The sequence below is a fragment of the Enterobacter sp. R-1.6.2 genome (assembly GCF_035064085.1).
Taxonomy (GTDB): domain Bacteria; phylum Pseudomonadota; class Gammaproteobacteria; order Enterobacterales; family Enterobacteriaceae; genus Enterobacter; species Enterobacter asburiae_B.
On the sequence record NZ_JASEYI010000013.1, the window covers coordinates 18,407 to 38,791 of the forward strand.

Consider the following 20,385-nt stretch of genomic DNA (forward strand, 5'->3'; position numbering starts at 1 on the left):
AGTTACGCCCAGCGTTTAATGATAATCGAGGTGTTGATGCCGCCAAACGCGAAGTTATTGCTCTGCAGATACTCGCAGTCAATCTGGCGGGCTTCTCCCATAATATAATCTAAAGCACCGCATTGCTCATCCGGCTGCGTTAAATTGAGCGTCGGGGCAAACCAGCCTTCACGCATCATCTGCAGGCTCATCCACGCTTCCAGCGCGCCGCAGGCACCCAGCGTGTGGCCAAAATAGCTCTTCAGCGAGGACACCGGCACGCTGTCACCGTAGATGGCGGCAGTGGCCTGACTTTCGGCGATATCGCCGCGATCGGTGGCGGTACCGTGCGCGGAGATATACCCCATATCCCGGGCGCTTAATCCCGCCATGGCCAGCGACTGCTCCATGCAAATCTGCATGGTGTCACGCTGAGGCTGGGTGATATGGGCCGCGTCACAGTTGGTGGCAAAGCCCACGATCTCACCGTAGATTGTCGCCCCGCGCGCTCTGGCGTGCTCCAGCTCTTCCAGAATCAGGGTGCCTGCGCCTTCCCCAATGACCAGACCATCGCGCTGCGTATCGAACGGAGAAGGAGTGGTTTTGGGTTCGTCGTTACGCTGGCTGGTGGCAAACAGCGTGTCAAACACCGCCGCTTCAGACGGACATAATTCTTCCGCGCCCCCCGCGACCATCACGGTCTGATACCCGTGGCGAATCGCCTCCCAGGCGTAGCCAATCGCCTGGCTGCCGGAGGTACAGGCGCTCGACGTCGGGATCACGCGGCCGCGCAACCCAAAGAACAGCCCGGTATTCACCGCCGTGGTGTGCGGCATCATCTGGACGTAGGTTGTCCCGGTGATGTTATTGGTGTGCTTTTCGGTGAGCATGGTCGCGAATTCGCTGACCGGACCGGTGCTGCCTGTCGAAGAACCGTAGGCGATACCGGTTTGACCGTTGGTGAGCACCGCTTCGCCAATCAGCCCCGCCTGCTCCAGCGCCAGCTCGGTGGCGCGGGTCGACATCAGCGACACGCGGCCCATGGCGCGAATACGCTTGCGGGTATAGTGTTCCGGCAGCGTGAAATCATCGATCGGCGCGCCCAGGAGGGTATGCAGACCATCATACACCTGCCATTCCGGCATTTTACGCACCGCGTTTTCATACGCCAGCAGCCTGCTGGAAACGGATTGCCAGCTTTCGCCAAAGGCGGTCACGCCGCCCATGCCCGTAATCACCACGCGACGCGTCATAGCATTCCTCCGTTAATGGAAATGACCTGGCGGGTAACGTAGCCCGCAATATCCGACATCAGATAGCTTGCCAGCCCGGCGACCTCCTCAGCCTGGCCCATCCGTTTCATTGGGATGATGGACATGGCTTCCTTCAGCGCGGCCTCTTCCATCTCAATCATGCCGGTATCAATCAGGCCCGGGGCAATGCAGTTGACGGTGATTTTGCGTTTTGCCAGCTCAATCGCCAGCGCTTTAGTGGCGCCGATAATGCCCGCTTTGGCCGCGCTGTAGTTCACCTGCCCGCGGTTGCCCATCACGCCGGACACGGACGATAAGGTGATAATGCGCCCCCCTTTACGGGTGCCAATCATCGGCATAATGCAGGGGTGAATGACGTTATAAAAACTGTCGAGATTGGTGTGGATCACGCTGTCCCAGTCGTCTTCGCTCAGCGCCGGAAAGGCGCCGTCGCGGGTAATTCCGGCGTTGCTGACCACGCCATACCATGCGCCATGGGCTTCAATCTCCTGCTCCAGCACCTCGCGGCACTGTTCGCGGTTGCCCACATCAAAGGCGAGTAAACGACCGTTGCCACCCGCCTGCGTGATGGCGTCCAGCGTCTCCTGCGCGCCTGCGGCATCACGATGGTAATGCACGCCTACGGTAAACCCGTCGGCGGCAAGCTGACGAGCGATGGCGCGCCCTATGCCTTTGCTGGCCCCTGTGACCAGTACGGAACGACTCATGCGTTAGATCCCTGATTAAAAAGCGATGTTAATTCTTCTGCGCTCGGCTGGAAGGTGTTGACCCGGCCCGTGGCCAGCGTCTCTTCATTAGCGGAAATCGCGCATTCAAAGCTGCCGAAGCGTTCGTCCTGCATCAGCAGCTTAACGGTGATGTCCAGCGTCAGGCCTGCGGCGAAACGCCCGCTGGCGCAGACCAGCTCGCGCGCGCCGAGCACCATGCCCAGCGCGATATGTTCCTGCCCCTGCTGCTGGCGATGCCAGCCTGACCAGACGCCGACGGTCTGCGCCATCAGCTCGAGCGCGTACCAGCCCGGCAGGTCGCCATCGGCGTTGAGAAACGGCGTCAGCACGCTTTGCCCGTTGACCGCCACGCGGCAGACCGCCGTGTCGTCCGAAACGTTCTCAACGGACCCCAGCAGCATCATCGGCGCCTCGTGCGGCAGATAGGCTTCGGGTGATAAGTAGCTCATGAGGCTCTCCCCAGCAGGATGCTGGCGTTATTGCCGCCAAACGCGAACGAGTTAGACAAAATGACCGACTTTTTCAGAGCGGTGCGCTGGTGCAGCAGGCCGCACGGCGCCAGCGTGTCGTCCGGCGCGTAGCGGGCGAAGTCCTGCGGCGGCAACGGCAGGTCGCGCGTCAGAATCAGCCAGCTCAGGGCCGCTTCGGTAATGCCGGCGGCGCCCAGCGTATGGCCGGTAAGGTGTTTGGTTGAGCTGCACGGCACGCTTTCCCCGAAGAGATCGTGAACCACCTGCGATTCAATCTGATCGTTGAGCGGCGTGGCCGTGCCGTGCAGGTTGATGTAGCCGATATCCTGCGGCTGCATATCCGCTTCGTTAAGCGCCTGCGCGATAGCCCTTATCGCCCCTTCACCCTGCGGATGCGGGGCGGAAATATGGTACGCATCGCTGGATTCGCCCGTTCCGAGCAGCGCCACGTCCGCGGGCTCCCGGCTCAATACCATCAGCGCGGCGGCTTCACCAATGGTGATCCCCCGGCGGTCGCGACCAAACGGCTCGCAGAGCGTAGGGGAGAAGGATTCAAGGCTGTTAAAGCCGTTGACGGGCATCCGGCTCAGGGTATCGGCTCCGCCGACAATGGCGATGTCCACCAGCCCGGCTTCAATCAGACGTTTGCCGCCGATCATCGCCCGCGCGCTGGAAGAGCAGGCCGTGGAGATCGTATAGGCCGGGCCTTCGAGCTGAAGCCAGTTGGCGAGGAAGCGGGACGGATCGCCAAGCTCCTGCTGCGGATACTGCCAGCGCGTGCTCGCTTCGCCATGGGCCATGTGGCGCACGTGCTCATCGCCTTCGTCCAGCCCGGAGGTGCTGGTCCCCAGCACCACGGCCACGCGGTCGCGACCGACGCGGGCGATGGCCTCGTCAACGGCGGGCTGAATCTGCGCCAGCGCGGCCAGCAGCAGCTGGTTATTGCGGGTGCGGTGTGCGGCGAAAGCGTCCGGGATGGGTGGAAGCTCGCCTTCCACGCCGCCCAGTACGGCTTCGGGTAAACCCTGCAACCAGCCGGTCCGGGCGTGCATCCCCGGCGCCACGCCTGCCGTCAGGTTCGCGGCAATCTCGTCAGGCGAGTTGCCCAGCGCGTTGACCATGCCAACAGCGGATATATAAATCATCTCAGTCACCCAGATATTGAATGGTGATGTGGTATTTAAAGACGTGTTGCTCGATGCTGATCGGCTCGCGCTTGCCTTTGCGCTGCAGGTAGACAATCTCCGTCACCAGCTTGCCGCTGGCGTTACGCAGCTCGCGCCGATCGCCATTGTCCGTTAACGTCCAGCCCTTCGGCAACTGCGGCTGCCAGGCGCTAATCGGCCAGTGGCTGAGCATCACGTCGGCCAGCACCTGGCTGGCGGGCGGCAGCTGCGGCACGACGATCGACTGCTCGGTATGAATACCGGTCTCATCGTACGTTGCCAGGAACAGACGAATGCCCACGGAAGAAAGCCCGGCCAGCGTCACCTTATGCGCATCCGCGTTGAGCATCACCAGCAGGGACTGCGTTTGTCCGTTAAAGCTGCCGGTCAGCAGCTGCTGGGAGCTTACCGCCGGGCTGATGCCGGGCGGGGGCAGCGTCACTCTGGTGCCCGGCTGGAGCCAGGCTTGAGGCCGCGTCTCTTTGGTATCGGTCGAATGGCTGCAGCCCGCCAGCAGCAGCGCCGCGGCCAGCGCAACGGCGCGATAAAAAGCGTTCATTTACGTTTTCTCTCTTTCTTATCCGGCATCGCCAGCGGAGCCAGCAGGAAGGCGGTAAAAATACCGCTCACCAGCACGATGCCAAAGCTGCTGATGGCCTGGGTGGCGCTGAAGACGAGCATGCCCAGCGTCAGCAGCGTGGTCATCATGGCCAGCGTAATCGCCAGCATCGAGGTCAGCGGCGTACCGCGCGGGTTGCTGAAAAACAGCGTGTAGTTAATGCCAATGCCGAGCACCAGTACCAGCGCCAGCAGTGAGAACAGATTCACCGGGTGGCCCGTTGCGGCCAGCACCGCCAGGCCGCAGCTCAGCGACAGCACGGACGGCACCAGGCTTATCAGCCCTTTACGCCAGCCGAGGCGCAGCATCGCCCCGCAGGCAATCACTGCCAGCGCGGCAAACAGTAGCCCCGTCAGCAGCGTGCGGTAGAGGGCAAACAGGCTGTCAAAGCTGGCTTTGCGATCGACCCAGACGACGCCGTCATGGCGCGCGGCCAGTTCACCGAGGTAAGCGCTGTTTTTCGCGCCGTCCACCGGCACCAGCACGCCGCTTTCCCCGTTGGGCAGGGTCAGCCAGAGCAGACGCCAGCCTTCGCTGGCCGGGCTTTCAAGCCACGCGTCCACGCTGACCGGCATGGCGTCGAGGTTTGGAGATACGGCGTTGAGCCCGGCGCTTTTCATCACGTTCGTTACCGCAGGGGCAGCCTCGCGCAGCAGCTTCAGATCGCTTTTCTGGCGCGCCAGCGAGTTCAGCGGCAGCGTACGCCAGCGGGCGATCTCTCCGGCTTTCTGCGCCTGTGCCAGCGCCGGGGTAAAGGCTTCCAGCCGCTCCAGCGTTTGCTGAGGCGAGGCGCCATGAACCACAAACCATTTCTGATCGACGCTCTGTCCGGTCAGGGCGGTAATGGCCTTCTCCTGCGCCAGAATATCTTTCGGCAGGGCCTGCAGCTGGGCGATGTCGTCGTCCACCCTCAGGGTGCTCATCCCCACGGCGGAGAGCAGCGCCAGCGCGACGGGCAAACCCACGGACAGTTTTTTATTGCGTCGCCACGCGGCCAGCCAGCGCAGCATGATAACCATCAGCGGAACCGGGCGCACCGGTAATCCCCGGCACAGCCACGGATGCCAGAAAATCACCGTCAGGCAGGAGGCGCTCAGCCCCACGGCGGCGAACACCGCCATCTGGCGGATCCCGGGGAAGGGGGCCAGCATCATAATCAGGTAGGCGGCGACGGTCGTCAGCAGCGCCAGCAGCAGCGCATTGCGTACTTTGGCCAGGCTTTGCCAGGGGGAGTGCTCCGCGCCGTGCACCATCCGTTCGGTCAGGTAGTAGAGCGTGTAGTCGGCTGAAATACCGATGATGCTCATGCTCATCACCAGCGTCATCAGGTGCAGTTCGCCAAAGAGCAGCAGCGTCACCACCGTGCCCGCCAGCGCGCCGATGGCAATGGAGAGCACGCTCAGCAGCAGCGGGCGCAGAGAGCGGAACACCGCGACGATGAGCAGGAACACGCCGAGCAGGGTGGCGATGCCCAGCGTCGAGACGTCGCGTTTGGCCTGCTGGCTGGCGTAATCGCTGTAGAACACGGTCCCGCGCGAAAGCAGCTGCGCCTGGGGGTAACGCGCTTTTAGCCTATCCTGCAGCGCGTTAAGCGTCGTCACCAGCCGGTGGGTCTGCTGCATATCAAATGACGAGCCCGCCAGCTCGCCGTGCAGCAGATACCAGTAGTTTCCCGCCTCATCCTGTGTGACCAGCCAGCCGTCCATCAGCCGCAGCTTCTGGCCGTTTTGCGCCAGAGCGAGCTGCGAGCCGCGCATCAGCATCAGGGGATCGTTTTGCAGCTCTTTGCCGCTGACGCCGGAGAAGGCCGAATAGAGCTGAGATAAAATCCACTGCGCCTGCGCTTCTCCGCCGTTTTGCAGGCGGGCGCGGGTGGCGGGATCGATCAGGCCATTTCGGTGCTGCCAGAAGAACTCTCCCCAGGCTTTTTGCCCGGCGGCGTCCATCGGGCCTTTGACCTCGCTGAGCGAATCGCTGCTTTGCAGCAACGCCAGCCACTGCTGCGCCACGCGCGGATCGGGCTCTTTGCCGGGGCTGACCAGCCAGACCAGCTGGCGGTCGAGACGCTGCATAAACCCGTCGTTGAGCGCCGGCGGGATCGCCCCCAGCGTCTGCTTCGGCAGCATGGCCAGCACGCTGCTGTTCAGACGCGCGCCGGGCAGCAGCGACAACAGCACGCCCAGCAGAATCAGGCATAGCGTGGCCCACAGCAGCGCCGGGCGCAGGGATTTACGGTGCGGCAAAGCGTTGGCGTTCGTCATCGGTCAGGCTGGCGGGCGTCAGTTGGTGGCGTGAAAGGGCGATATCGGTACGGTCGCCCTGTTTATCGTTGAGGCGAATCGTCTCCAGATAGGTCGCGCCGCCCAGATCGAGGGTGGCGAAAATCTTGTCCAGCGGCGTCGTTTTTGGCGTAAGCACCAGCGACCAGCGGCCGGCGCCCAGGTCTTTAAAATCGATGCGGAAGTTCTCTTCAAGCACCCTGCGGTCGGCCTGGAACAGGGCCCGCAGAAGATGGTTGAACTGGAACATCTGCGGATTATTGTCGGCGGTGACGGTCTGCGGCGGCTGGCCGTTAATGGCCTGAACCATCCGCATGTCGTCCAGCAGGAGCGTCATCGGAAACGGCGCTTTTTGATCCCACAGCAGGCCGCTGTCGCGGGCGATCAGCATCTCGCCCTGCGAGCGCAGCGGCTGCGGCATATCTTTTATGGTGCGAACCTGTTCGAAGTGCGCGCGCACGACGGGCTGCCCGGTGAAGCGCTGCTGCAGTTCATCCAGCGTCACGGCGCTGACCAGCGGGCTGACGAGAAGCGCCAGCAAAGGCCACCATTTCATGGCGTCACTCCCATTCGTTCAAACAGTATTGCCGGGCTCACAAAGCACATTTCGCGGGTGGCTTCTTCCACCGCTACCTGGATGGTGTAGCCGGTGGTGGTGCGTTTGCCGGTCTGCGCATCGAAAATTTGATAGGCTATGCGCAGGCGGTTTTCATACTCTTCAACGTGCGCGCGGACGCGAATACGCTGCTCAAAGGTCACCGCATCGCGGTATTTCACCCGGGTATCGACGACGGGCCAGACGTAGCCGGAGGCCTTCATCTGGCGATAGCCATAGTCAAACTGATTGAGCAGCGCCTCGCGGGCGATCTCAAAGTAGCGGAAATAGTTACCGTGCCAGACCACGCCCATCATATCGACGTCGTGGAACGGAACGGTGATCTCAACTTCAGTCGTAAAGCGGGGATCGGTCAGCACCCTTTACTCCTTCTCTCTGGACTCTGGCAGATGCCAGAAATCGAAAAAATTAAACCAGTCGAGCGGCGACAGGAGGGCGTAATGCTCCAGCCGCTGCGCGTAGCGATCGACGGTCTCCTGCAGCGCCTGCTGGCGTTCGCCGCGCGGCAGGTGCAGCGGGTCGGCAAACGGTTCGCTGTGCAGGACGAGCTTACCCTGCTGGCGCAGGGCAAAAATCAGCACCACCGGGCAGCGCAGGATGGAGGCCAGGATAAACGGCCCCTGTGGGAACGGCGCTGGCTGGCCCATGAACGGACTCCAGATCACGCGCCACTCGCCGCCACGCTGCGGATTCACCGCGATGCGGTCGCCCACAATGGCGACCCATTCTCCCCGCTCAAGCTTCTCTTTGATGGCAATCGCGGTGTCCGGGCCGATGTCGGTGACCGACATCAAATTCACGCCCGCCTGGGGCGCCATTTCGCTCATGATTTGCTTAAAGCGCCGGGCGTTTTCGCTGAAGACCAGGGCGGTGATAGTTTTGCTGCCGTCCAGCTGGGCCAGCGCACGGCAGGCCTCTACGTCGCCAAGATGCGAGGCCAGCAGCAGCTTGCCCTGCGGCGCCGCGATATTAAGCGTTTCGCTCGCGCCGGGGGCAAAGACCACGTCGCGATCAAACTGCAGCTCACCGCGCCAGCTGGCGACTTTATCCAGCATCGCGTTGCCGAAGCGCATGAAATGGAAAAAGCTGTTGAGCCGCGGGGGAACGGGTATGTTCCGCTGACGCAGCTCGTGCTTCACTCTCTCAATCCACTGCCGCGAGGCCAGCCGCGCCGGACGTGCGATAAGCCAGTACACGCCGATGACCGGCCACAGCAGCACGGTAAAGGCCCGGCGGCCCATCAGCTTCCAGACGCGCAGCATCAGGCGCATGCCCCACAGGCCCTTGACCTCGTCCTGCTGCGCCCAGTGCTGGCGGCGTCGACGAAAAAGCAGGCCGGGCATGCGGGGCAGCATGCCGAAGAACAGCCGGGTATGCATCAGGGAGATCCGCACGTTATCTTTTAACGCGTCGAAGTGGGACAACCCGTCCTGCGGGTAGGTAACGCGGGTGGGCAGAAAGACGCTGGCGTTGCCCTGCCAGTAGAGACGGACCATCACTTCGGTGTCAAAGTCCATCCGTTTGCCGAGCGTTTCACGCGCTGCCAGGCGCAGCGTGGGCGAGACCGGGTAGACTCGAAAGCCGCACATGCTGTCTTTAAGCTGCAGGGATAAGGTCTCAATCCACACCCAGACGTGGGTTACCCAGCGCCCGTAGAGCCGCGAGCGCGGAATGGAATCATCATAAATGGGCTGGCCGGAGATCAGCGCGTCCGGGTGGCACTCCGCCAGCGCCAGCAGTTTGGGAATATCTTCGATGGCGTGCTGACCGTCCGCGTCCACCTGCACGGCGTGGGTATAGCCCGCGCGCGCGCACTCCTCCAGCCCCCTGATGACCGCGGCACCTTTTCCGGCGTTTTGCGCCAGGCGGACCAGCGTTACCTGCGGCTGCTCCGCCGCCAGGCGCTCGAGCTCCTGACGGGTGCTCGCTTCGCTGCCGTCATCCACCACCAGGCACGGCAGGCCGAACGGTGCGAGACGCGACAGCACGCGGGCGATCATGGCGCCGTGGTTGTAGCACGGGATCAGCACGCAGGGGCGGAAGGTTACTGACATAGCCGAATTTTCCCGCTGCTGGCGGTATGGCGCTCCGCCCCGGCGTGACGCTGGTAGCTGAAGGTCAGCATCTGACGTTCGGCATGCCACTCAAGCACCAGCGTCACCGTGGTTTCCGGCAGCAGAGGCGCCTGGAACTTCACGTTTTGAATGCTGTGAAAGCGGTAGCCCGGCGCCAGTAACGTCGTGGCGTAGTGCATCACCCAGTCAAGCTGCGCAACGCCGGGCAGCAGCGGCTGTACGGCAAAATGGCCCTGAAACCAGAACAGCGCCGCGTCGAGATGCAAAATGATTTCCAGCTTCTCCGGCTGTGTCTGGTGGCGCTCAATTTCATGAATTTTCATGAAATAACTCCTCTAGCTGCGCATAGACACGCTTGTTCATACTGTTTACCGGCATTTCATCGACAATGCGCCAGTAGCGCGGAACGGCGACCGGCTCAAGCCACGGCAGCAGGGCGCGACGCCAGGCGAACTCCTGCGCTTTTTTATCCTGCATATAGCCGCGCTGGCGAACCGCTTCGTCCAGCACCAGCAGTGCGCCAATCCCCTGACGGCCTCCGCGCGTGACCGGTAGCGCAGCCGCTTCGCAAATGCCGTCGAGCTCCAGCAGGCGACGTTCGATCTCGTTAAGCGAGATGCGCTTTTCTTCAATTTTGACCACCCGCCCGCGACGACCGGCGATGCTGAACAGCCCCTCGCTGTCGAAGTGCAGGATATCGTCCAGCTGGAGTCCTTCAGCCTCGTGGATCAGTGGCGACGTGACGCGACAGGCGTCATCTTCCTGATGGAAGATAACGCCGGGGAAGGCCAGCCACGGGACGTTATCCTGCTGGCGATGGCGCCAGGCGAGGATGCCGGTTTCGGTGCTGCCATAAATTTCATCCGGGCAGATGTTAAGCCAGCCAGCGGTGGTGGCGACGTCACACCACGGCAGCATGCCCCCTGCTGAAATCAGCATTCTGACGGGCGGCGCGGGCAGCTCCGTATCCAGGCGCTTCAGGAACGCCGGGCTGCTGATGAACAGGTAATGCCGGTCATGAGGAAGGGCGGCCAGCTGCTCGGCGTAGTAGAGCATCGCGGCATGCAGCGGGAGGCCCAGCGCCATCGGCAAGACGATGCGGAAGGTCAGGCCGTACAGATGTTGCGGTACGACCGAGGCGACAACGCTACAGCCGGTCAGCCGCTCGCCGAAGCGGTCAGCCAGCAGACGGGCTTCGCGATCCAGGCTGACGATGTGCTTAATCACCCGGCGCGGGGTACCCGTTGAGCCGGAGGTGAACAGTTCAACGAAGCGGCTTTCGTCAATGGCCGGCAGGGGCGCCCAGCGGCGAGCGGTCTGATGGCTGGAGGCCACCACAATCAGCTTGCCATGGAAATCGAGAGAGCGATCGCTCAGAACGCCGCTAAACAACGCCTGCTGTTCTTCAAGCTGCGAGACGCGGCTATGGCCGGGGATGACCGGCGTTTTACCGGCATGCAGCGAGGCCAGCAGCGCAACGATAAACAGGTAGCTGTTTTCAAAGCACAGCGCCCAGCGCTCGCCTTCCTGCTGACGCAGGGTGTCGACCAGCAGGGTCACGTCGTGGCGCAGCTGGCCCAGCGTCCAGGTACGATCGTCAAGCCAGGCAACGGGCATGTCGTCAGGGCGGGGCGCGTTTAACCACTGGCCCAGCGGAAGGGGACTAGTCATTGTGCATCTCTTTTTTTATCACCCGCTGGCGCACCAGCCACTCGGTTGCCATCAGCGTTCCCATCAGGATATAAGCCACCATACCGTTCCACAGCGTCCACAGATGCATGTCGCCGTGGAGCACGGTGAACAGCGCCATCGCGCCGTTTCCGATGAAAAAGCCGCACCAGACGAGGGTCACCTTGCGGGTATAGCGCACGCCCTCCGGGGGCAGATTTGGCTCGCGCAGGCGCGCCAGTCGTTCGACCAGCGGCATCGCGGTCCACAGCGAACCGCCGAACACGGCCAGCATCACAAGGTTGACGACCACCGGGTAGAACAGCAGCCACTGGTGGGTTTTCAGCAGGTAGCTTGCCGCGCAGAGCGCAATGCCCGCGAGCGCCACGCACTGCACCACATACCGCATCGGGCCAGCGTTCCGTCGCGCCTGGCGCAGCCGCAGCAGCAATACCAGCGCCATCACCGGCAACAGCCACTGCAGGCTGTTGTGCGTCAGCCCAAATCCAATCAGGAAGGGCCACGCCAGCAGCATCAGCCCCGTCAGCAGTGGGATGACCGGGAACGTCCGTCCACCACGCACGACGTCTTACTCTTCGCGCAGAAGCTGTTCGACGGCGTCTACCACATCCTGAACGGTACGAACCGACTTGAAGGTTTCCGGCTTGATTTTCTTGCCCGTTTTCTTCTGCAGATGAACAATCATGTCCACCGCGTCAATGCTGTCCAGCTCCAGGTCTTCGTAAAGACGGGCTTCGGGCGTAATGTCCTGCGGGTCGATTTCAAAGAGCTTGGTCAGAAGGCCGCAGACTTCCTGATAAATGGTTTCTTGTTCAGTCATCGTTCACATCTCAGGCGCGTTGAGCGTTGATAAAGGACGCCAGCGTGGCGACGGAAAAGAAGTGCTGGCGCATCTCTTCGCTTTCGGCAGAAAGCACCACGCCATACTGGTTTTTTACCGCCAGACCCAGTTCCAGCGCGTCAATGGAGTCCAGACCCAGCCCATCGCCAAACAGCGCGGCATCGGTATCAATATCCTCTGCGGTAAGCTCGTCCAGATTCAGCGTGGTGATAATGAGATTCTTAATTTCAAGATAAAGCGCTTGCATCATTAATTCCTGACAAAGATTGAAGGCCTGATGTTAATCGATGCTGCAGATGCCGGTTTAACTGCCTTGCCGCCAGCGCCGGTTCTTGTTCATTTGCATCGTAAAATTCGTCGATGTTCACGCGGTCGCGGACATCCACGGTGAAAACAGGTTTTTCTGGCGGTACATCATACCAGTGACTTTTTTTATCCAGCAGGTGTTCGCTACAGTGGATCAGCACCACCCGCAGATCGCTGTTACAGCGCACGGCGATATTTGCCGCGCCGCGCTGGAGGGAGATAGCCTCGCCAAACCGGGTACGCGTGCCTTCCGGGAAGATTAACAGCGTGTCGCCCTGAGCCAGACGCTGCTGGCTGGCCGCGAGCAGGGGCTCGGCTTCACTGTTAATCAGATAATCCGCCGCGCGGATAACGCCGCTGACAAAGGGGTTGCGCAGCAGCGCGCTTTTCACCAGGCAGTCGGTTTCGGGCATCACCGACGCCAGAATCACGTAGTCAATTAACGTGGGGTGGTTAGCCACCACCAGACAACCCCGATCGCTGCGCAGCGCGTCAAGATTGTGAATGCGATAGTCCAGTACGCCGAGGCCGCGCGCCACGGTCAGGAAGAAGCGGAAGCTGGCCGCAATGCTGCGACGCGCCAGGCGGCGACGGCTGGCGCGGTCGCGCTGGACGATCAGCAGCAGGTTGAACCAGACCAACGACAGCAGCAGCCCGCCCACGCCAAACAGCGCGAAGCAGAAGCCGGTCATCACCAGACGCCATAACCAGTTGATACGGGCAGCCAGGCGGTTCATGCGCGCGTCCATTGCCACAGCAAACGTTCGCCGGGCACCGCAAACTGACGTTCCTCGCTGAGATAGCGCTGCAGGAACATCAGGCTTTGCGGCAGGGCGGGTTCTTCACCCGTGCTGCCGCTGCGGGTTTCACACTGCAATCCGTTGCCGGATTCAATCACCAGCGCCAGCGCGTAGGGCCAGGTGGGCATGTGCGGCGGTAGCGCCGGATGGTAAAATTCCGGCAGCGCGCCGTCAAAGTCGACCAGCAGGACGCGGGAATAGCCCGCATGCAGCAGGCTCAGCACTTCGCATAAAGCCTGCTGGAAGGTGTCCAGCCCGGCAGAAATGGATGACGAGACGATGGCCTGGCGTGCGGTGATCGTGAGATTGCCCACCGCGGAATTGTGCACGGACATCGCGAAGTCGGTGGGTGAAACGGACTGCCCGGTCGCCAGAGCATGCAGAATACGGTAGTTGCGCTCCAGCTCGCCGTGGCGGCTGGAATAGACGACGGCATCAATGGCGTGGTTTTGCAGCATGGCCAGACCAATATCCACCGCCAGCTTACTGCCTGAATTGAGGCGGCGCGCGGTCATCATGGGTAAAGCGGTCAGGCGGGGAAGCGGGGCCGCTGGGTCAACGGCCAGCTGCAGGCGCGACCATGCCTGCCACTCTGTGGCATCGCTGAGTCCTGGCGCTCTCGCCTGCCAGTCGATAATGTTCAGTGAAAATTTCATCTACGCGCGTCCGCGAAAAAAACCGTATTCAAAGGGCAGACTGGGCCACCCGGCAGCTAAGCTGCTCTATTGTTCACGTTTGGTGCATATCAGCAGGGTATGACCGACCCCAAGGTTGTCCAGCCGCTGTTCAACGCTGAAACCTGCGCTCTCCAGGTAGCGATAGAACTTCTCTACGCTGTAAAACCGGCTATTGCCATTCGCCATACAGGTGAAATAGAGCGAGGTGGCATTCAGGCTGAAAGAGGCTGCTTCAAATTTCTGAGCATCCCAGAAAAGCTCCATGATGCACAAACGTGCGCCTGGCTTCATGGCCTGCGCGACGCGCGTCAGCATGGCGACAATCTGATCCGGAGAGAAACAATCCAGGAACTGGCTCATCCACCAGACGTCGGCGTCACCCGGCAATGTTGCTGGGCTAAGCATATCGACAGCATGGAATGCAATACGATGAGAAAAACCTGCTTTTGCGATGTTTTCCTGCGCCAGCGCTATCTGCTGCGGCAGATCGAGGATCGTCACGGCAACATTTTCGTCATAGCGGCAGCAGCGTAACGACCATTTACCCGTATTTCCGCCCACATCGTACAATTTTGTCGGCGAGCTTGCGAATATATATGGCAACGCAGCGTCAAAAGCGGCGTCAGAATAGTAATGATCGAAGGCGAACCAGCTCTCTTTCGCCGGAGCAGGTAATTGGGATAACGCCGGGTAGATGGTTGGCCAGTTGCCAAACACGGCTAATCCGGCAGGTTTTTCCTCCTGAAGGGCGTCCGCCAGGTGAAATAGCCCCTGGTAACAAACATCCTGGGTGAAATCCATATTTACGCGGGTCATTTCGTCATGCAGTAAAAAATGGCCCACTTTCGCCAGGAAATAACGTCCATTCTGTTGGGTAACAATTCGACCGCTTAATCCCATATCCAGCAGTACGCTGACGCCATAGCTGCCGAGCGTGCTGTGTTCGGTTATTTCCTCGAGGCTTGCCCCCTCTTTACCTTGTTTATCGAGCCAGGCGAGAACGCCTGAGTTACGCAGACAAAGCGCAGTCTGGAATAACATCGGGGCAAAGGCGATGCGCTGCGCTTCGGTAATGGCATCCAGTGCGCTGAGTGTGTCCTTTTCGTACATTCCTGCGTAACCTTTGAGGCTAATAAAGAGAGGTTATCGGGCCATACGCGGCCCGACTTTAGAAAAATATTACAGCGCGGCGCCAGCGGAGAGGTTCAGCTGAATATCGTGGTCGAGGTTATTTACCCAACGGTTATAATTTTTGTGAATTTTACCGTCTGCCGCTTTCAGGTTAAGGCTGTTTTCATAGTTGATTGAATAGCTTGTGGCCGTGTACGGAATACTTACCTGGACGGAGTGATCGCGTGACTGCAGACGCCCCTTAATCATTCCCGGGCCGGTTTCCGTCATGATCCAGTCGCGTTTTTGGCCTGCTTTCAAAATTGCCGTTTTTACCTGATCGGCAGTATGGCCCGCGCTTACAATAGAGTGAACCTGAGCAATTGGGGCGGTACGCGCACAGCCTGCCAGTGCGCCAACGAATACGGCAGCAGCACACCATTTAACGATCTTTTTCATCAACAACTCCATATCAATAATAACAATTAAAGGTAGTGTTTTTTACAAATAATATTCATCCGGCTTTTTGTTATCGCTGGGTGTGTTTTTTAATCAATATTAATGTTTACATTACGTTGACGCGAAGACGGGCATAATAACATGGAAAATAAATAAGAATTTCATTTTTTATAATTTGCGTTAAATCATGAATTGCGTTTGAACGTAATGCGCGCGGCGTAATTAAAAACAGAATGAGTATCGCCTTAACGCAAATAAAAATACCGCGACGGATTAGGGACGCGGTAATTTACGGTGTATTACTGACGGTTTAAACCTACCTGTACAGGTAGGTCGGTTAGCCGGGTAACCGGCTTTTCGGCCTCCCCGGCCCGAGCAGGATCGCCAGCTTGCTGCCGCCTTTGGTGGTTTCCATCCAGATTTTACATACGCTGGTCAGAGGAACCGACAGCAGCATACCGACCGGGCCAAGCAGCCATCCCCAAACCAGTAAGGATAAAAAGACCACCAGCGTCGACATGCCCAGACGGTGTCCCATCATGCGCGGTTCAAGAATATTGCCCAGCACCATATGCACGACGAGGAACAGCGCGCCGACCAGCATGCATTCGTAGAAACCGTTAAACAGAAACGCCTGAATCATCGGCGGCACGGCGGAAAGCACCGCGCCAATATTGGGCACGTAGTTCAGCAGAAAGGCCAGCACGCCCCACATCAGCGCGAACTGCACGTCCATCAGCATCAGCCCCAGCCAGACAATCACCCCGGTCCATACGCTCAGGAGCGTTTTCAGCGCCAGATATTTGGAGACGCCCTTCAGGGCCCGGTGTAGCCCGGCAATGTGAATTTGCGGATTGTTCAGCGCAAAGCGCAGCTTATAGGGGACGTGGCGGACTTCGAACAGCATAAACACAACGGTCATGACCAGCAGCAGAATGCTGGCCATCGCGCCGGAAAGCCCCGTCATCAGGGTGGTGGCGTAGGTCATGACCTTCTCGGAGTCCATCCTGCGCAGCATCCGTTCGGGTGAGATATGCAGATTGAGGAAGGGCACCATCTCCTGCAGCGCGACAATTTTACGCGTCAGCTCTTTGTTGTACTGCGGCAGCATGGTGGAGAATTCGCTCAGCGATGCCGCCAGCACGCCGAAGAGCGCCGTCAGGCCAATCAGCATGACAATAACCACGATGGTGATGGCTACCGGACGGCTGACGCCCCGGCGTAAAAACCAGGTGACCAGAGGATTAAGCACGATGGCAAAAAAGAGCGCCAGCAGGAGCTGAACAATAATGTCAGCGGCAGCATGGATACCCGCAAGGATAACCACCAGACAGGCGAGTTTTAATAAGATGTGGAGTCCTGCTTTGTCGGACGGGTTAGCGATCATGCGTGTTCCTTAATATGATGACCCGATAAGTGTAGTGCCCGGGCTTCGCTTCGTCTGGCACCGTTAATCTGAAAGTCGGGGCTGATTTTCTTATTGCGCCGTGGTAATAGTGAAACACTGTTGTAAAAAATCCAGGTAGAACCCCATGCCCGAACCTGCCGCTGAACCGGCACTGAGCGGACTGCGCCTCAATCTGCGCATCGTTTCCGTTGTGATTTTCAACTTTGCCAGCTATCTGACCATTGGCCTGCCGCTGGCGGTCCTGCCGGGCTATGTCCATGACGTGATGGGCTTCAGCGCCTTCTGGGCGGGGCTGGTGATTAGCCTGCAATATTTCGCCACGCTCCTCAGCCGCCCGCATGCCGGGCGCTACGCGGACGCGTTCGGTCCAAAAAGCATCGTGGTGGTGGGACTGTGCGGCTGTTTCCTCAGTGGCCTGAGCTACCTGCTGGCTGCCGCAACCGGCCACTGGCCGCTGGTCAGCCTGGCGCTGCTCTGCCTGGGCCGCGTCATTCTTGGCATCGGGCAAAGTCTGGCGGGAACCGGCTCGACGCTGTGGGGCGTGGGGGTGGTAGGCGCGCCGCACATTGGCCGGGTGATCTCCTGGAACGGGATTGTCACCTACGGTGCGATGGCGCTCGGGGCGCCGCTCGGCGTGGCCTGCTATGCGCTTGGCGGGCTGTATGGGCTTTCCATCACCATTATGGCGGTCGCGCTGCTGGCAATCCTCTTTGCGCTGCCGCGCCCGAAAGTGAAGGCCAGCAAGGGCAAGCCGCTGCCGTTTCGGGCGGTGCTGGGGCGCGTCTGGCCGTACGGTATGGCCCTGGCGCTGGCGACCACCGGCTTCGGCGTGATTGCGACCTTCATTACCCTGTTCTACGACGCCAAAGGCTGGGACGGCGCAGCCTTTGCGTTAACCCTGTTCAGCTGTGCGTTTGTTGGCGCCCGCCTGCTTTTCCCTAACGGCATCAACCGTCTTGGCGGGCTGAATGTGGCGATGATCTGCTTTGCGATAGAGATAGTCGGGCTGCTGCTGACCGGAATTGCGATGGTGCCCTGGGTCGCGAAAGTGGGCGTGTTCCTCGCGGGGGCTGGCTTTTCCCTGGTCTTCCCGGCGCTGGGCGTGGTGGCGGTAAAAGCCGTGCCGCAGCAGAATCAGGGGGCGGCGCTGGCGACCTATACGGTGTTTATGGATATGTCTTTAGGCATTACCGGCCCGCTGGCGGGGCTGGTGATGGCCTGGGCAGGGGTTCCGGTAATCTATCTTGCCGCGGCGGGCCTGGTGGTGATTGCGCTGCTGCTGACGTGGCGGCTAAAAAAATGGCCCCCGGTGCAGGCACCGGAGGCCACGTCATCGTCGTGAAGCGTTACTGGATCACGATGGTGTTAATGATGTTTTCAGCAGCCGTCTGCGCTTTCTGCTGATCTTCCGCTGGCAGAGTGATCTGCAGGGTCAGCAGTTTGTTATCAACCTTGCCCAGCACCACAGAAGAGTAGGCGGTCTGGCCTTTTGCGGAGATTATGCTGTCGAGCTGTTGCAGCGTGTGGCCTTTCAGCTCGATGGATTTATTGGTCACGACCTGCAGCTGAGGATCGCGGCCGCGCTGCTGATCTTCCAGACGTTTGGACAGGACGGACAGGTCTTCGCTGGTGTCGTCGCCCACAATCACAATGACCGCTTTCTGCCCGGTTGCGTCGGAGTAAACGTGCATGTTATTCGCCTGGGTGCCCAGCTTGCCGCTCTGATCGGTCATATCGGCTGGCAGAGAGAAGCTGAGTTTGCCATCCATCAGATTCACCGGCTGGCCGGTCGCGTTGCTCTCTGCGGATGCGCCCTGAGCAGGCGTTTTCGTGTCGCTGTTATCACAGGCTGCAAGACCCACAACCAGCAGGCTAATCCCGACATATTTAACCAGATTGCGCATTGACTTCTTCCTTTCGATAAACGGCCATAACGGCTCATTCGCTCATCTTATCACAACTGATAAAGCGAACCCTTAACCAGCCTGCAATGCCGTGATTTCAGATTTATCTGCCAGCCTTTTCAGCAGCATATTGAGCAGCACGCCGTACATCGGCAGGAAGAACACAATGCTGATGAGGACCTTGAAGCAGTAGTCCACCAGCGCGATTTCCATCCAGTGTTCGGCCATGAACGCATCCGGGCTGCGCCAGAAGGCGATGAAGAAGAAGGCCAGCGTATCGCTCACGTTACCGAACAGCGTGGAGGCGGTTGGCGCCATCCACCAGCGATGATTCTGACGCAGGCGGTTAAACACATGCACGTCGAGGATCTGCCCCAGCGCGTAGGCCATAAAGCTTGCCGCGGCGATACGGGCAACAAACAGGTTGAAGTGGGTTAATGCCTCAAAGCCCTGCCAGCTTCCCATATAAAATAGTGACGAAACCACGTACGAGATGAAGAGCGCCGGGAGCATGACCGAAAAAATAATACGGCGAGCCAGCGGTGCGCCAAAGATACGCACGGTCAAATCCGTCGCGAGGAAAATAAACGGGAAGCTGAATGCGCCCCAGGTGGTATGAAAACCAAAGATGGAGATCGGGAGCTGCACCAGATAGTTGCTGGAGGTGATCACCAGCAAATGGAAAAGCGAAAGCCAGAACAACGCTTTTACGCGCTGTGATTCAGAAAACGACGTCATATTGTGACCTTTTTATACGTTGGGGTGAGGGAACCCAATAAAAACCGCAGCATGATACTGCTTTGTCAGGACATTGCAATGGTTAGTTTTTACGCAATCGTTAACCTGGTTTGCATTGATCGCAACCGGGCGTAAACTACAGCCGTTTTTACCAGACCGAGAAGACCATGACCGACCTGTTTTCCAGCCCAGACCACACTCTTGATGCCCAGGGCCTTCGCTGCCCGGAACCGGTAATGATGGTACGTAAGACCGTGCGCAACATGCAGACCGGTGAAACGCTGCTGATTATTGCCGACGACCCGGCCACGACCCGCGATATTCCCGGCTTTTGTACCTTTATGGAGCATGAGCTGGTGGCACAGCAGACCGAGGCGCTGCCGTACCGGTATTTGATTCGTAAGGGTTAGATGGGCTGTCCTCTGCGGCCTGATGCCCTCACCCCGCCCCTCTCCCACGGGGAGAGGGGGCAAACACTAAAAACGGCAATCTTTGATTGCCGTTTTGCGTTTGCCTAGCCTTTCATCCACGCGCGGATCCCGTCCAGGAACATCTGCGTTGCCATCATCACCAGAATCAGCCCCATCAGGCGCTCCAGCGCGTTCACTCCTTTCTCACCCAGCAGGCGCAGGAACAGCGACGACTGCAGCAGGATGATAAACGTCCCGCCCCAGGCGATCAGCAGGGCAATCACCAGATGGCTCATCTGGTTCGGATACTGATGCGACAGCAGCATCAGCGTCGCCAGAATGGTCGGCCCGGCGACGAGTGGAATCGCCAGCGGCACGATAAACGGCTCTTCACCCGCGGGCAGGCCGCTGCTGCTGCCTTCCGCGCTTGGGAAAATCATCTTAATGGCAATCAGGAACAGAATAATCCCGCCGGAAATCGACACGGTTTCGGCGCGCAGGTTCAGGAACGCGAGAATTTTTTCACCGGCAAAGAGGAAGATAAACATCACCAGCAGGGCGATGAGCAGCTCGCGGATCATGATCGCCCGGCGGCGCTTCGGCTCGGTGTGCTTCAGCACCGACATGAAGATAGGCAGGTTTCCCAGTGGATCCATAATCAGGATCAATAAAACCGCCGCGGAAATGATTTCACTCATCTTTAAATTATCCCTGATACTTAGTAGTGTTATTCCGATGATTAGCGCTTTTTCTGATTGCCGGGCAATCATCGATTAATTTCGCTTGCGACTTTGGCAGCATTTTGTAATGTGAAGCATATCCCAGTTCAATACTGGC

The 20,385-nt window shown here is 59.5% G+C and carries 24 protein-coding genes; 2 read left to right on the top strand and 22 right to left on the bottom strand.

From position 1 onward, the window contains the following. Nucleotides 1-2 precede the first annotated feature (2 nt). The 19 genes from QMN93_RS14955 to QMN93_RS15045 all read right to left on the bottom strand — a co-directional run bounded on the left by QMN93_RS14955 (nucleotide 3) and on the right by QMN93_RS15045 (nucleotide 16,475). Nucleotides 3-1,232 (bottom strand): beta-ketoacyl-ACP synthase, encoded by a 1,230-nt coding sequence (locus QMN93_RS14955; protein ID WP_058842005.1) that lies wholly within the window; start codon nucleotides 1,230-1,232, stop codon nucleotides 3-5. Beyond that, nucleotides 1,229-1,960: a 3-ketoacyl-ACP reductase FabG2 gene (locus QMN93_RS14960; protein WP_032662188.1), complete on the bottom strand. Its 732-nt coding sequence runs from the start codon at nucleotides 1,958-1,960 to the stop codon at nucleotides 1,229-1,231. The genes QMN93_RS14955 and QMN93_RS14960 overlap by 4 nt, the downstream gene beginning before the upstream one ends. Then, entirely contained in the window at nucleotides 1,957-2,430 is a 474-nt protein-coding gene (locus tag QMN93_RS14965) for a 3-hydroxy-fatty acyl-ACP dehydratase (protein WP_193140148.1), read from the bottom strand. The genes QMN93_RS14960 and QMN93_RS14965 overlap by 4 nt, the downstream gene beginning before the upstream one ends. Further along, a complete protein-coding gene (locus tag QMN93_RS14970; RefSeq protein WP_193140146.1) occupies nucleotides 2,427-3,596 on the bottom strand; it encodes a beta-ketoacyl-[acyl-carrier-protein] synthase family protein in 1,170 nt (389 codons plus the stop codon). The genes QMN93_RS14965 and QMN93_RS14970 overlap by 4 nt, the downstream gene beginning before the upstream one ends. A 1-nt stretch (nucleotide 3,597) precedes the next feature. Further along, nucleotides 3,598-4,176 (bottom strand): DUF3261 domain-containing protein, encoded by a 579-nt coding sequence (locus QMN93_RS14975; RefSeq protein ID WP_033146845.1) that lies wholly within the window; start codon nucleotides 4,174-4,176, stop codon nucleotides 3,598-3,600. Continuing rightward, the gene (locus tag QMN93_RS14980; RefSeq protein ID WP_193140144.1) at nucleotides 4,173-6,497 is read right to left on the bottom strand and encodes an MMPL family transporter; all 2,325 of its coding nucleotides are present in this window, start codon (nucleotides 6,495-6,497) and stop codon (nucleotides 4,173-4,175) included. The genes QMN93_RS14975 and QMN93_RS14980 overlap by 4 nt, the downstream gene beginning before the upstream one ends. Further along, nucleotides 6,466-7,071 carry an outer membrane lipoprotein carrier protein LolA gene (locus QMN93_RS14985; protein WP_064673689.1) on the bottom strand — a complete coding sequence of 202 codons (606 nt, stop codon included), beginning with the start codon at nucleotides 7,069-7,071 and terminating at the stop codon, nucleotides 6,466-6,468. The genes QMN93_RS14980 and QMN93_RS14985 overlap by 32 nt, the downstream gene beginning before the upstream one ends. Further along, a complete protein-coding gene (locus QMN93_RS14990) occupies nucleotides 7,068-7,490 on the bottom strand; it encodes a thioesterase family protein (RefSeq protein ID WP_023309526.1) in 423 nt (140 codons plus the stop codon). The genes QMN93_RS14985 and QMN93_RS14990 overlap by 4 nt, the downstream gene beginning before the upstream one ends. Before the next feature lie 3 nt (nucleotides 7,491-7,493). Further along, nucleotides 7,494-9,185 (bottom strand): glycosyltransferase, encoded by a 1,692-nt coding sequence (locus QMN93_RS14995; RefSeq protein ID WP_193140142.1) that lies wholly within the window; start codon nucleotides 9,183-9,185, stop codon nucleotides 7,494-7,496. Beyond that, the gene (locus QMN93_RS15000; protein WP_033146841.1) at nucleotides 9,176-9,529 is read right to left on the bottom strand and encodes a hydroxymyristoyl-ACP dehydratase; all 354 of its coding nucleotides are present in this window, start codon (nucleotides 9,527-9,529) and stop codon (nucleotides 9,176-9,178) included. The genes QMN93_RS14995 and QMN93_RS15000 overlap by 10 nt, the downstream gene beginning before the upstream one ends. Further along, nucleotides 9,516-10,877: an AMP-binding protein gene (locus QMN93_RS15005; RefSeq protein ID WP_193140140.1), complete on the bottom strand. Its 1,362-nt coding sequence runs from the start codon at nucleotides 10,875-10,877 to the stop codon at nucleotides 9,516-9,518. Before QMN93_RS15005 ends, QMN93_RS15000 begins: the two co-directional genes overlap by 14 nt. Next, nucleotides 10,870-11,457, bottom strand: a complete 588-nt coding sequence (locus tag QMN93_RS15010) for a hypothetical protein (RefSeq protein WP_029740658.1) — start codon at nucleotides 11,455-11,457, stop codon at nucleotides 10,870-10,872. The genes QMN93_RS15005 and QMN93_RS15010 overlap by 8 nt, the downstream gene beginning before the upstream one ends. A 6-nt stretch (nucleotides 11,458-11,463) precedes the next feature. Further along, complete coding sequence (locus tag QMN93_RS15015; RefSeq protein ID WP_024908875.1) at nucleotides 11,464-11,715, bottom strand: acyl carrier protein; 252 nt, start codon at nucleotides 11,713-11,715, stop codon at nucleotides 11,464-11,466. A 10-nt stretch (nucleotides 11,716-11,725) separates the two neighbouring features. Then, a complete protein-coding gene (locus tag QMN93_RS15020) occupies nucleotides 11,726-11,983 on the bottom strand; it encodes a phosphopantetheine-binding protein (RefSeq protein ID WP_008503081.1) in 258 nt (85 codons plus the stop codon). Beyond that, nucleotides 11,964-12,779 (bottom strand): 1-acyl-sn-glycerol-3-phosphate acyltransferase, encoded by an 816-nt coding sequence (locus QMN93_RS15025; RefSeq protein WP_033146839.1) that lies wholly within the window; start codon nucleotides 12,777-12,779, stop codon nucleotides 11,964-11,966. Before QMN93_RS15025 ends, QMN93_RS15020 begins: the two co-directional genes overlap by 20 nt. Further along, entirely contained in the window at nucleotides 12,776-13,498 is a 723-nt protein-coding gene (locus QMN93_RS15030; RefSeq protein ID WP_039263062.1) for a beta-ketoacyl synthase chain length factor, read from the bottom strand. The genes QMN93_RS15025 and QMN93_RS15030 overlap by 4 nt, the downstream gene beginning before the upstream one ends. 66 nt (nucleotides 13,499-13,564) lie before the next feature. Beyond that, the gene (locus QMN93_RS15035) at nucleotides 13,565-14,629 is read right to left on the bottom strand and encodes a methyltransferase (protein ID WP_032662220.1); all 1,065 of its coding nucleotides are present in this window, start codon (nucleotides 14,627-14,629) and stop codon (nucleotides 13,565-13,567) included. A 69-nt stretch (nucleotides 14,630-14,698) separates the two neighbouring features. Further along, the gene (locus tag QMN93_RS15040; RefSeq protein WP_023309518.1) at nucleotides 14,699-15,088 is read right to left on the bottom strand and encodes a hypothetical protein; all 390 of its coding nucleotides are present in this window, start codon (nucleotides 15,086-15,088) and stop codon (nucleotides 14,699-14,701) included. Between the two features lie 337 nt (nucleotides 15,089-15,425). Continuing rightward, nucleotides 15,426-16,475 (bottom strand): AI-2E family transporter, encoded by a 1,050-nt coding sequence (locus QMN93_RS15045; RefSeq protein WP_032662225.1) that lies wholly within the window; start codon nucleotides 16,473-16,475, stop codon nucleotides 15,426-15,428. 145 nt (nucleotides 16,476-16,620) lie between these two features. Between QMN93_RS15045 and QMN93_RS15050 the strand changes: the two genes are divergently transcribed. After that, nucleotides 16,621-17,838, top strand: coding sequence for an MFS transporter (locus QMN93_RS15050; RefSeq protein WP_039263064.1), 1,218 nt, complete (start codon nucleotides 16,621-16,623; stop codon nucleotides 17,836-17,838). 4 nt (nucleotides 17,839-17,842) lie between these two features. Here QMN93_RS15050 and QMN93_RS15055 read toward each other — a convergent pair whose 3' ends face one another. Together QMN93_RS15055 and QMN93_RS15060 are read right to left on the bottom strand one after the other, a co-directional pair. Further along, the gene (locus tag QMN93_RS15055; protein WP_064673695.1) at nucleotides 17,843-18,400 is read right to left on the bottom strand and encodes a DcrB family lipoprotein; all 558 of its coding nucleotides are present in this window, start codon (nucleotides 18,398-18,400) and stop codon (nucleotides 17,843-17,845) included. A 72-nt stretch (nucleotides 18,401-18,472) separates the two neighbouring features. Next, a complete protein-coding gene (locus QMN93_RS15060; RefSeq protein ID WP_023309514.1) occupies nucleotides 18,473-19,138 on the bottom strand; it encodes a 7-cyano-7-deazaguanine/7-aminomethyl-7-deazaguanine transporter in 666 nt (221 codons plus the stop codon). A gap of 167 nt (nucleotides 19,139-19,305) precedes the next feature. Here QMN93_RS15060 and tusA point away from each other — a divergent pair, with 167 nt between their 5' ends. Then, complete coding sequence (gene tusA / locus QMN93_RS15065; protein WP_008503071.1) at nucleotides 19,306-19,548, top strand: sulfurtransferase TusA; 243 nt, start codon at nucleotides 19,306-19,308, stop codon at nucleotides 19,546-19,548. A gap of 104 nt (nucleotides 19,549-19,652) precedes the next feature. Here the strand turns inward: tusA and yhgN are convergent, their stop codons facing one another. Next, nucleotides 19,653-20,246: an NAAT family transporter YhgN gene (gene yhgN / locus QMN93_RS15070; protein ID WP_003861574.1), complete on the bottom strand. Its 594-nt coding sequence runs from the start codon at nucleotides 20,244-20,246 to the stop codon at nucleotides 19,653-19,655. Between the last annotated feature and the right edge of the window lie 139 nt (nucleotides 20,247-20,385).